The organism is Exiguobacterium sp. SH31 (assembly GCF_001816105.1).
In the GTDB taxonomy this organism is placed as follows: domain Bacteria; phylum Bacillota; class Bacilli; order Exiguobacteriales; family Exiguobacteriaceae; genus Exiguobacterium; species Exiguobacterium aurantiacum_A.
Genome location: NZ_LYTG01000084.1, coordinates 1 through 11470 on the forward strand (window position 1 = coordinate 1; position 11470 = coordinate 11470).

The window sequence follows — 11470 nt, forward strand, 5'->3', positions numbered from 1 at the left end:
TAAAAGAGCGCTTTCACGTCTGGGGTTACTCACATTTCATGATGGGTTTTCGAGCGATCCGTCGAGTAGACGATACGGCCGTCGACGATGGTCATGATCGGCTTCGACATGTAGTCGAGCGGGAAGTGACTCCACAAGACGAGATCGGCGTCTTTACCGACCTCGAGTGATCCGACGCGGTCATCAACTCCAAGTGACTGGGCCGGATGAATCGTGATGGCGCGCAGGGCGATGTCGACCGGAAGGCCTTCACGGGCGGCGAGACCGGCGCATAGATTCAAATATTGGACCGGGGTATATGGATGGTCGGTCGTGATCGAGACGATCATACCGTGTTCATGCAAGATGCGGTATGTCTCCCACGTTTTGTTTTGAAGTTCGATTTTAGATTTACGGGTGAACGTCGGTCCGACGGTGACATGTTTGACGCCGAGTTCACGCAACTTCTCCGCGACGAGGTGACCTTCCGTACAATGTTCGATCCGGTAATCGAGATCGAACTCTTGAGCGAAACGGACGACCGAAAGAATGTCGTCGGCGCGGTGGGCGTGGACACGGACCGGCATTTTCCGGTCGAGTGCGAGTTGGATCATCTGACTCCCGAACGTACCGATCGTCTTCGTCGAATCGACGGTCCGGAACGCCTCGCGCAGTAGTCCCATGATTCCCATGCGGGTCAATTCACCGGATTTCCCCATACTGTGGACTCGTTTCGGGTTTTCGCCGAGAGCAAGTTTCAAGCCGGCATACCGGCGCAATACCATATCCTCGATAAAGCGACCATGCGTTTTAATGACGCTCGTCACTCCGCCGATGACGTTCATGCTGCCCGGCATGACTTGGACCGCCGTGACACCGGCCATGAGCGCTTCCCGAAAGCCTTCATCGAGCGGATAAACACCGTCGATGGCCCGCGCGTGCGGCGTCATCGCTTCAACCGTCTCATTGGCATCATTCCCGACAGAACCGGTCCCTTCGTCATACAGTCCGAGATGGGTATGGGCATCGATGAAACCGGGGAACAGGAAGTTCCCTTCCGCCTCGATGACGGTCTCGCCGTCCGTTGGATCTAACAAGTCCGCCATTTCGACAATTTTTCCGTCTTTCACACGGAGATCCCCGTAAAAGTTTGGTGCGGTGATCGGGTAAATATGGGCGTTACGAATTAATAGATTACTCACGAGCTGTCTCCTCTCAAGTCAAATGCAGTAGTTGTTTTAGTGCGGGTTCTAACGTCTCATAACGAAAACGGAAGCCGTGATCGAGCGCTTTTGTCGGAACGACTTTGGCACCTTCGAGTACGATCACGCTCTTTTCGCCGAGTGCGAGTTTGAGGATTGGGGCCGGAGCCGGGGCCCAGTGCGGCCGATGCATCACTTGTCCGAGCGTCTTCCCGAACTCGTCCATCGTCACCGGTGTCGGCGCCGTCCCATTGACCGGTCCGTGCATCGAATCGGTCTCAATGATGTAGACGAATAAGCGGACGAGATCGTCTATATGGATCCAAGGGACCCACTGTTTTCCGGAACCGAGCCGTCCGCCGGCACCGAGCGTGTAGGGCAGCTTCATGAGCGGGAACGCGCCCCCGTCGTTTGACAAGACGACACCAGTTCGCATCGTGGCGAGACGAATGTCCATATCGGCGACGGGCGCGATTTCTTTCTCCCATAAGACGCAGACGTTTCCTAAGAAGTTGGTCCGGTCCGGGAGCGGTGTCGATTCCGAGTAAGTGATCGACCGGTCTTCGCCGTAAATGCCGATTGCTGATCCGCTGATGACAACGTCCGGATTCTGCTTCATGTTTTTGATGATGCGAACGACTTCGTTCGTCCCATCGATACGGCTTTGGAGGATGGCTTGTTTTTGTTTGTGCGTCCAGCGTCCGTCGTTAATGGAGGCTCCTGCCAAGTGGATAAAGGCGTCGACATCTTGGAGTTCGGTCTCGGGATGGCTGTCTGGCGTCAACCATTCGACGAACGAGATGCCTCCTTGACGTGGGCGCGGATGGCGCGTCAAGACGACGACTTGATGACCGGCCTCGGCTAGCGCCCGAACGAGCGGCCGGCCGATCAATCCGGTACCACCGGTGATTGCAATTTTCATGTGAATCCCTCCATTATTCTTGAAGCGTTTTCAAATCGGGTATGATAACGGTAAATACAATAGCTAGTTAGTATAAATACCCTTTCTTTTAACTTATCAAAAATCCTTCTGAAAAGGGGAACGTGATATGTTAGAAGCAGGAAAAGGAGGGGTTTCATGAAAATCAGCAAGTTTACGGCTCAAAAGAAAAACAAGGACCGCTTGAACGTCTTCATCGAGAAAGATGGGCAAGAAGAGTTCGCGTTCGCCATCGATTTAGACGTCTTCATTAAATATGGACTGACGAAAGGGATGGAACTTGAAGACGATTTTGTCCGTGATGTCCTCCAAGCCGAAGAGGAACAGAAAGCATACAAAGCAGCCGTCAATTATTTATCGTACCGAATGCGTGCCGTTTCAGAGGTCCGTGACTATCTCGTGAAGAAAGAGATAGATGAGGCGGCCATCAAGCGCGTGATTGACAGATTGATTGAACAACGCTACTTGAACGATGCTGAATTCGCTAAAGCCTACACCCAGACAAAGTTTAATACGAGTCCGAGCGGGCCGAGCAAAATCAAGCGGGAATTGGTCCAGCTTCGAATCACACCTGAAATCATCGAAGAGGTTATCGCTGCGATCTCGTACGAAGATCAGCTCGAAAAAGCCGGGAAATTCGTAAAAAGGAAACAAATGGAAACAAATCGCCGTTCCGCCACAGAAGTGCAACAAAGAATTCAACAAACCCTGGTGCAAAGAGGATTTTCGTTTGATATCATTTCAGAGGCGATCCTTACGTTTTGGGAAAACGAGGATGAGGACGTCGAGCTTACAGCTTGCTTGAAGCAGGCTGAAAAACTGAGTCGGAAGTATAACGGATATGCCCCATATGAGCGGAAACAGCGCATGAAGATGCAGCTTCGGAGCAAAGGATTTCCGTATGAGGTGATTGACCGGACTTTAGAACGACTCGCTGAACAAGAGACATAACGGGAAATTCATTTACGGCAGGGGAAAAAATCTGAAAAGGTGGGTCTACATTGACGATTTTTGAATGGATTACAGCACTTGTGCCAATTTTGGCTGTGCTTGTATTATTGGTTATTATGCGTTTACCAGCATCGGTTGCGATGCCACTCTCGCTCCTGTTGACGGCGCTACTTGCGTTCTTCGTCTGGGAACTTGATGCAACCCGCATTACAGCGGCGGTGTTACAAGGAATCGTCATCGCCATCACGGCAGCATGGATCGTGTATGGCGCGATCGGGATGATGAATACGATGAAAGAGGGCGGCGGTATGAACGCCATCCGTTCCGGCTTTGTCACCATCACACCGGATCCTCGGATTCAAGTACTCATCGTCGGCTGGTTGTTCGTTTCATTCATTGAAGGTGCTTCAGGCTTTGGGACACCGGCGACAGTGGCGGCCCCGCTATTGATTGCACTTGGTTTCCCGCCAATCGCAGCTGTTGTCATCGCCTTGTCGGCCGACGTATCGGCCGTCACGTTCGGTGCAGTCGGGACACCGGCTTTAATCGGGATTGGTAACGGACTCTCGCTCGATGTGAGCAAACCGGAATCGATCGAATTTTTAACAAGTGTCGTCTTACAGACGGTATTGATCGATATGTTTGTTGGTCTTTTTATCCCGTTCATTTTGATTTTGATGCTGACTCGATTCTTTAGTAAAGCGAAGTCGGTCAAACCTGCATTCGAAGTGTTGCCGATCGCCCTTGTGGCGGCTCTCGTCTACAGCGTTCCGGCTTACATTTGGACGCTCATCCTCGGATTTGAATTTGGGGGCATGCTCGGTGGCTTGACCGGTCTTGTGATTCTCGTCGCAATGGCACGAAAAGGTATTCTCATGCCAAAACGGGTTTGGACGTTTGACGGTTACGCCGACGAGCTCGACCAACCGGTTGAACAGCCGACGGTCGGGAAAGGGAAACGTGAACTTCCGCAGTGGAAAGCATGGGCCCCTTACTTGATTTTGACGATCTTCCTCATCTTGACACGGACGGTCCCGTTCTTGAACGAGTTGACGCGCAGTGTCCGGATCGACCTCCCGAACATTTTAGGAGTAGAAGGAATCTCGACGTCATGGGAGCCGTTCTATTCACCAGGGTTCATGTTCATCTTGACGATGATTGCGACGTTCTTCTTGCACAATATGAGTTGGTCGCAAGTGACGTCGGTCTTTAAAGCGACGACACTCGGCATCGGCGGAACGTTAATTACACTTGCGGCGTCAGTTCCAATGGTTCGAATCTTTATCCATTCAGAGAATGGCGGAGCTGGACTCGCATCGATGCCAGTCGAACTCGCGACGGCTGCAGCGGACACGTTCGGTGGCGTTTGGCCGCTTGTCGCACCATGGATCGGGGCGCTTGGAGCGTTCGTATCGGGCTCGGCCACGTTCTCGAACATGATGTTCTCGAGCTTGACGACAAATGTCGCCGATTCGGTCGGGATGAGTGAGACGCTCGCCTTGTCGATGCAGATGGCCGGCGCGAACGCTGGTAACATGATCTGCGTGCTGAACGTCGTCGCGGTCGCTTCGGTCGCGGGTCTGCTCGGTAAAGAAGGAACGATCATCCGCTACACGCTCATGCCGATGATTTACTATGTGACGGCAACAGGGATCGTCGGGATGATTCTCGCGACGTTCTTCTTAAACTGAAACAAGTTACAATATTTTTACAAAAAAATATTGACAATTTTCTGAACAGTCTGCTAAGGTTTTAGTAGATTTTCAAACTATGAAGAGAGAGGAGCCAGCATGATGAAGTACTTGACTACACTACAACGCACACACACAACATCATATGGCTACTCGTATTTGACTGCGTAACACGGCAGCTGGATAGGGGTAGTGTCCTTTCCCTGACCATGCAAATGACTGAAGACTTTCAAGCGTACTTCATCCGATTGGTTGCACAATCAGGTGGAGTGCGCTTTTTTGCGTGCTCGGAAAGGACGGAAGGGGGAGTCAGTCGTGAAACTGATTAAACAATTGGATTGGTTTATTAAGAGGCAGAAACGAACGTATGTCATTGCGATCATTTTGCTCATCATTACCGGGGTCATCGATATGCTCCCGCCATGGATTATCGGGCAAGCGATCGATGCGATCCGTGAAGGAAGTTTGACGACGGAACGGCTCATCACAATCGTCGGCTCACTGCTAGGCATCATGGTGTTATCGTACGTTTTATCGTACTTGTGGATCGCGCGTCTATTCGGGACGGCGTTCCTGCTCGAGAAAAAACTGCGGGCCCGATTCTTCGGGTATTTGCTCAAACAGACGCCGCGATTTTATCAACAGCACCGCACCGGGGACTTGATGGCGCTCGCGACGAATGATTTGAAAGCGGTTGAACGGACGGCCGGTTTCGGTGTCATGACGCTCGTCGATTCGTTCAACATGACACTGATCGCATTGACAATCATGGGGGTGTTCATCGATTGGAAATTGACACTTGCGGCACTGTTGCCGATGCCGTTACTTGCCTGGTCGATGAATAAGCTTGGCCGTCAAATTCACGCTCGCTTCACCGCGGCGCAAGATTCGTTCGGCGTCATGAACGACCAAGTCGTCGAATCGATTTCAGGACTTCGTGTCATCCGTTCGTTCGTGCAAGAAGAAGCGGATACGAAGAAGTTCGATACGATCACCGACGACGTCATGGCGAAAAACATGCACGTCGCCAAAATCGACGTCTTGTTCGAGCCGGTCATCAAACTGCTCGTCGGTTTGAGTTACTTGATCGGCTTGTCGTTCGGGACGTACCTCGTCTTTACGAATGACATCACGCTCGGTCAACTCGTCTCGTTCAACATTTATCTCGGGATGCTCATTTGGCCGATGTACGCGTTCGGTGAGTTGATCAACGTCGTCCAACGCGGGACGGCGAGCTTAGAGCGGATTGAAGCGACGATGAACGAAGCGCCGGACGTCGTCTCGAACGGCACGGTGCAAGTCGACGTGCCAGAGAAGATCACCTTCAAATCGTTATCGTTCCGCTATCCGGGTGCGAGCCGCCCGTCGCTCGAAGACATCGTACTCCACGTATCACGCGGAGAAACGATCGGAATCGTCGGACCGACCGGGGCCGGCAAAACGACGCTCCTGCGTCAGCTGATCCGCGAATATCCAATCGACGACTCGTTGCTCGTCAACGGGATCCCGGTTCACAAAATTAAACTCGACACGGTACGAGGTTGGAGCGGTTACGTGTCACAAGAACATCTATTGTTCTCGAAGACGGTCCGCGACAACATCTTGTTCGGGGCCGATGACGCGACCGAAGCCGACCTCGAGACGGCGATTCGGCTTGCGGCGTTTGATACCGATATCGAGCATTTAGAGAACGGGCTCGATACGGTCGTCGGCGAGCAAGGGGTCATGCTGTCAGGCGGACAGAAACAACGTCTGTCGATTGCGCGTGCGCTCTTGAAAGACCCAGAGATTTTATTGCTCGACGATTCGCTCTCGGCGGTCGATGCGAAAACGGAAGCCCGAATCATCGATTCGGTCCGGACGAGCCGTGCCGAACAGACGACGTTCATCGTCGCGCACCGCTTGTCTGCCGTTTCCCACGCTGATCAAATCCTTGTCTTGCAAGACGGTCGCGTCACTGAACGCGGCACACATGACCAACTGATGAAACAGCATGGTTGGTATTTCGAACAGTTCAATCGACAAGGAGAGACGGAGTAATCCGTACGAAAGGGGGAATCTCTTATGATCGATCAACACGAATTAGATCCGGTCCGCAGGAAAAAGACGATTCACTCACTCGTTGGCTATGCCAAACAAGTGAAGCGCTCGATTTTCCTCGGGTTGATCCTACTCTTTTTAGCGGTCGGCGCAGAACTTGCGGGACCGTATATCGCAAAAATCATCATCGATGACCATATCGTCGCCATCGAGCGCGACTGGGTTCAAGTCGAGGCCGGGGGCAGTGTCTCGTTTGACGGCAATAACTATGAGAAAGAGACGCGGTTGGACGGGCAAGACGTCGTCCGTCCCGTCTCGATCGTTCAGACGACCGAAGGCTACTATCTCGTACCGGACGCCGTCATGAGCGGTGGGGTCAGAGAAGTCGATAACGGTGTCTTGACCATCACGCGGAGTGAGGAGACAGCGACGTACGACAACATCGTGCCGTTGTCTTCGACCGACGTCTTCCAGTTTTATGAGACGGATCTTCGGGCCGTCCTCGTCTTATCTGCCATCTACGTCGTCCTGTTGCTCATCGCAGCAGGTCTCAACTGGGGGCAACAGATGCTCCTGCAACGTTCGGCGCATACAATCGTCAAGACGATGCGCCTTGACGTCATGCGGCATTTGCAGACGATTCCAGTCCGTTACTTTGACCAGACGCCGATCGGGAAAATCGTCAGCCGGGTCACAAACGATACGGAGACGATTCGTGATTTGTATTTGGGCGTTCTCGCCCGCGTCTTCCAAAGCATCGTCATGATGATCGGTGTTTTGATCGCCATGTTCTTCCTAGACGTTCGCCTCGGACTCGTCTCGCTCATCATCATCCCGGTCGTCATCGTCTGGGTGAAGTTGTTCCAGCGTCTCTCGACCCGGAACAACTTTAAAGTCCGGGCGCTCGTCGCCGATATGAACGCACAATTGAACGAGAGCATCCAAACGATGCCGATCATTCAATCGTATGTGCGTGAAGACCTCGTCTATGATGAGTTCGATGTCAAGAACAGCGACAACTTCCAGACACGCCGGAAACTGTTGAAGCTCGACGCCCTTATGTCGCACAACTTGGTCAACTTCTTCCGCAACATGGCACTCGCACTCCTCATTTGGGTCGTCGGTGCGCAAACGCTTGGAACGGGCAGTGTGCTCACGCTCGGGATACTTTACGCCTACATCGATTACGTGTCCCGTATTTTCGAGCCGGTGACGCAAATTATGAACCAGTTGTCACCGCTCCAACAAGCGCTCGTTTCGGCGGACCGAATGTTCCAACTGCTCGACGAGAAAGGCGAAAACGTCTCGTCTGAACGTATTCCGCGCTTTAATGGCGAAGTCGTGTTCGACAACGTGACGTTCAGCTATGAGGCTGGAAAGCCCGTGTTACAACAGATTGACATTCAAGCTGCACCTGGTGAAACGGTCGCACTCGTCGGCCACACCGGTAGTGGTAAGAGTTCGATCATGAACTTGCTCATGCGCTTTTATGATCCGTCGTCAGGAAAACTTTGCATCGACGGGGTAGACGTGACGACACTTCCGACGCAAGCCGTTCGGGACCATCTCGGCATCGTGTTGCAAGACCCGTTCTTGTTCACGGGCTCGATTCGGACGAACGTGACGCTCGGTGATGAGACCATTCCTGATGAACGGATTTGGCAAGCGTTGACGGCGGTCGGTGCCGATCGGTTCGTCAAGCAGTTGCCGCAAGGACTCGACGAGCCGGTCATTGAGCGCGGCGCTTCACTTTCGAGTGGAGAGCGACAATTGATCAGTTTCGCCCGGGCGCTCGTGTTTGACCCGGCCATCCTCGTCCTTGACGAGGCGACGGCTAGTGTCGACTCAGAGACAGAGGCGCTCATCCAAGACGCGCTGAAGACGCTCACATACGGACGCACGACGTTCGTCATCGCGCACCGATTGTCGACGATTCGTGAGGCCGATCAAATCCTCGTCCTCGACCACGGTCAAATCATCGAGCGCGGGAATCACCAGTCACTCATCGCTGACGGCGGCGTCTACGCCCGGATGCATGAGTTGCAAAGTAAACAGCAAGTGATCAGCTGAGAAAGGAGACGTTATGGAGATCATCGGCAAATATAATCAAGCTACAGTCTTCAATGAACGGATTGACGATATGACGCGTGCACAGATTCAAACGCTCGTCGACCAACCGTTCACGGAAGGGGCAGCGATTCGAATCATGCCGGATATGCATGCCGGCAAAGGCTCGGTCGTCGGGACGACGATGACGATTCACGACAAAATCGTACCGAACCTCGTCGGTGTCGATCTCGGGTGTGGCATGCTTTGCACCGAGATCAATGTGAAGCGGATCGACTTTCAAAAACTTGACGATATGATTCGTCAACTTGTTCCGAGTGGGATGAACATCCGGGAGTCGGCGCATTCATACGCGTCAAAGATTCCGCTAGAAGACGTTCGCGCCCCGTATAAGCTAGACCGGGCGTTACGCTCGGTCGGAACACTTGGCTCGGGCAATCATTTCATTGAGGTGAACCGTGATGATCATGGACGGACGTTTCTCGTCATCCATTCGGGTTCACGCCACCTTGGTGTCCAAATTGCAGAACACTATCAGCAGCGAGCGATCCGTCATATGATGGATACGACAGAAGTACAGAATGAGATCGAGCGTTTGAAAGAAACTGGACGCGAAAGTGATATTCAAGCTTATCTCGAGTACGCGAAGGCGGCGAAACAAGGATTGCGAGACCTCGCTTATATCGAAGGTACAGATATGGACGACTACATGCATGACGTTCGGATTGCCCAACAATACGCGGCAAGTAACCGACTGGCGATGACCGATGTCATCGTCGAAGCGATGAACTGGAACGTCGTCGATCAGTTCGATACGGTGCATAACTATATCGATCACGACGACATGATCCTCAGAAAAGGGGCGATTTCCGCAAAAGCCGGAGAGCGCGTCATCATCCCGATGAACATGCGTGACGGGTCGCTCATCTGTACCGGAAAAGGCAACCCGGACTGGAACTTCTCAGGTCCGCATGGCGCCGGGCGCATCATGTCGCGCTCAGCGGCACGAAAACGCGTCGATTTCAACGAATTTAAAAAATCGATGAAAGGCGTCTGGTCGAGCTCGGTTCGGAAGTCGACAATTGATGAATCACCGTTCGTCTATAAATCGATGAAAGAGATTGTGCGCTATATTGAACCGGCCGTCACGATTGATCAACTGATTAAACCGCTTTATAACTTCAAGGCGAACTGAACATTATTCAGTTTCGCCTTTTTCTTTTACTCGGAAAATCTGATACGCTACAAGTGAGGTGAACGAAATGGAAAAACGGTTGAGTGCGTTATCAAAGTATGAGCTCGAGCAAGAAATTCGTGACTTGCATGAGCGGAAACGAAAAGCCGAACAGATGGGTATGGTGAGTGAGATTGAGGTCGTGCTTCGCCGCATCGCCATCGCGGAGAGTTATTTGATTGATCCGGCATCGTTCAAACCAGGTACGACGTATATCGTCACCTACAATAATCGTCCGTTCCGATTGAAGTTTGTCAACGGCGTCATGGGTTGGGGAACGTTTGAAGGAGAAGCGATGGAACATGCGATCCCGCTCTCTGAGCTATCGGAGGTGCGCGTATGAACCGGTCAGACCAATACAAGCGGTTGGCAGAAATCTTAAGAGACAAGAACGACTTGTTGAATGAAGACGAGGCGTTAACGTGGGTTGAGGTGTTGTGGGAAGATTTTGAGACGACACTCGCCCGCGCTGGTGAACCGTACCCAGGGGAGGCAAAGTCGTTCCAATACGTCGTTCAACAAATCGATGCGTACGGGGCGCAATTGCACTTATTTCAAACGAAAAATGAAAAATTCAAACACCTGATTTCGAAACGGGATCTCCACTAAAAAATCACGCGATTGTTGCGTGATTTTTTGCTTGCAAACGTGGTACAGTTGGTTATAATAAAAGTCGCTATTTGTTTGCTTTAGAGTTGAGTATTTATAAACTTTCTTTAGTAAGTATCATGTATCACTAAACTTTCCTTAGAAAGGGAAGGAGGAATACAGTTTGGAAGTCGGTCAAAACATTAAACGACTCCGCGTCAAAAAAGGGTTGACCCAAGAAGAGTTGGCGGAACGTACCGATTTAAGTAAAGGCTACATTTCCCAAATCGAGCGTGATTTGAGTTCTCCTTCGCTTGAGACGCTGTTTGATTTGTTAGAAGTGCTTGGATGTTCGCCTAAAGAGTTTTTCGATGAGGAAATCAATCAAAAAGTCGTCTATACGGAAGACGACCGCACGGTATATGTCGACGAGAATCGGCTGTATCGGACGGAGTGGCTCATCCCAGAATCCAATGAGAAAGAGATGGAACCGATTCTCCTCACGTTCTCAAAACAAGGGGAGTTCAAACGGTACGAGCCGTCACGCGCGGAGACGTTCGTTTACGTACTGTCCGGCCGCGTCGCCCTCAAGCTAGGGAACCACACGTACTTCGCCAAACCGGGCGAGACGTTGTACTACGTCGCTTCAGACGCGCATCAGCTCGTCAACGATTTTGATGGCGCAAGCGAGTGTCTCGTCGTCGCCACACATTCGTATTTATAACAAGGGAGGAAACCAAATGAACCCAGAAACGATCATTCGTTTTGACAACGTGTC

The 11470-nt window shown here is 51.8% G+C and carries 10 protein-coding genes; 8 read left to right on the top strand and 2 right to left on the bottom strand.

The genetic code is table 11. The annotated features are described in order from the left end of the window. Nucleotides 1-29: 29 nt before the first annotated feature. Together A6395_RS11810 and A6395_RS11815 are read right to left on the bottom strand one after the other, a co-directional pair. A complete protein-coding gene (locus A6395_RS11810; RefSeq protein WP_071399177.1) occupies nt 30-1181 on the bottom strand; it encodes an amidohydrolase in 1152 nt (383 codons plus the stop codon). 13 nt (nt 1182-1194) lie between these two features. Further along, nucleotides 1195-2103, bottom strand: coding sequence for a TIGR01777 family oxidoreductase (locus A6395_RS11815; RefSeq protein WP_071399178.1), 909 nt, complete (start codon nt 2101-2103; stop codon nt 1195-1197). 156 nt (nt 2104-2259) lie between these two features. Between A6395_RS11815 and recX the strand changes: the two genes are divergently transcribed. The 8 genes from recX to A6395_RS11855 all read left to right on the top strand — a co-directional run bounded on the left by recX (nt 2260) and on the right by A6395_RS11855 (nt 11416). Continuing rightward, complete coding sequence (recX, locus tag A6395_RS11820) at nt 2260-3072, top strand: recombination regulator RecX (RefSeq protein ID WP_071399179.1); 813 nt, start codon at nt 2260-2262, stop codon at nt 3070-3072. A 50-nt stretch (nt 3073-3122) separates the two neighbouring features. Next, nucleotides 3123-4763: an L-lactate permease gene (locus tag A6395_RS11825; RefSeq protein WP_084813054.1), complete on the top strand. Its 1641-nt coding sequence runs from the start codon at nt 3123-3125 to the stop codon at nt 4761-4763. 315 nt (nt 4764-5078) lie between these two features. After that, nucleotides 5079-6803: an ABC transporter ATP-binding protein gene (locus tag A6395_RS11830; protein WP_070328946.1), complete on the top strand. Its 1725-nt coding sequence runs from the start codon at nt 5079-5081 to the stop codon at nt 6801-6803. A gap of 24 nt (nt 6804-6827) precedes the next feature. Then, on the top strand, nt 6828-8873 hold the full coding sequence (locus A6395_RS11835) for an ABC transporter ATP-binding protein (protein WP_071399180.1): 2046 nt from the start codon (nt 6828-6830) through the stop codon (nt 8871-8873). Between the two features lie 13 nt (nt 8874-8886). Then, entirely contained in the window at nt 8887-10065 is a 1179-nt protein-coding gene (locus A6395_RS11840; RefSeq protein WP_071399181.1) for an RtcB family protein, read from the top strand. Nucleotides 10066-10132: 67 nt separating this feature from the next. Next, nucleotides 10133-10447: a YfhH family protein gene (locus A6395_RS11845; protein ID WP_070328949.1), complete on the top strand. Its 315-nt coding sequence runs from the start codon at nt 10133-10135 to the stop codon at nt 10445-10447. Continuing rightward, the gene (locus A6395_RS11850; protein ID WP_070328950.1) at nt 10444-10713 is read left to right on the top strand and encodes a YfhJ family protein; all 270 of its coding nucleotides are present in this window, start codon (nt 10444-10446) and stop codon (nt 10711-10713) included. Before A6395_RS11845 ends, A6395_RS11850 begins: the two co-directional genes overlap by 4 nt. A gap of 163 nt (nt 10714-10876) precedes the next feature. After that, nucleotides 10877-11416, top strand: a complete 540-nt coding sequence (locus tag A6395_RS11855) for a helix-turn-helix domain-containing protein (RefSeq protein ID WP_070328951.1) — start codon at nt 10877-10879, stop codon at nt 11414-11416. Nucleotides 11417-11470 lie beyond the last annotated feature (54 nt).

Coding starts and splice junctions, on each gene's coding strand:
- A6395_RS11845 (WP_070328949.1), top strand. CDS start 10,133: ATGGAAAAACGGTTGAGTGCGTTATCAAAGTATGAGCTCGAGCAAGAA.
- recX (WP_071399179.1), top strand. CDS start 2,260: ATGAAAATCAGCAAGTTTACGGCTCAAAAGAAAAACAAGGACCGCTTG.
- A6395_RS11850 (WP_070328950.1), top strand. CDS start 10,444: ATGAACCGGTCAGACCAATACAAGCGGTTGGCAGAAATCTTAAGAGAC.
- A6395_RS11815 (WP_071399178.1), bottom strand. CDS start 2,103: ATGAAAATTGCAATCACCGGTGGTACCGGATTGATCGGCCGGCCGCTC.
- A6395_RS11835 (WP_071399180.1), top strand. CDS start 6,828: ATGATCGATCAACACGAATTAGATCCGGTCCGCAGGAAAAAGACGATT.
- A6395_RS11840 (WP_071399181.1), top strand. CDS start 8,887: ATGGAGATCATCGGCAAATATAATCAAGCTACAGTCTTCAATGAACGG.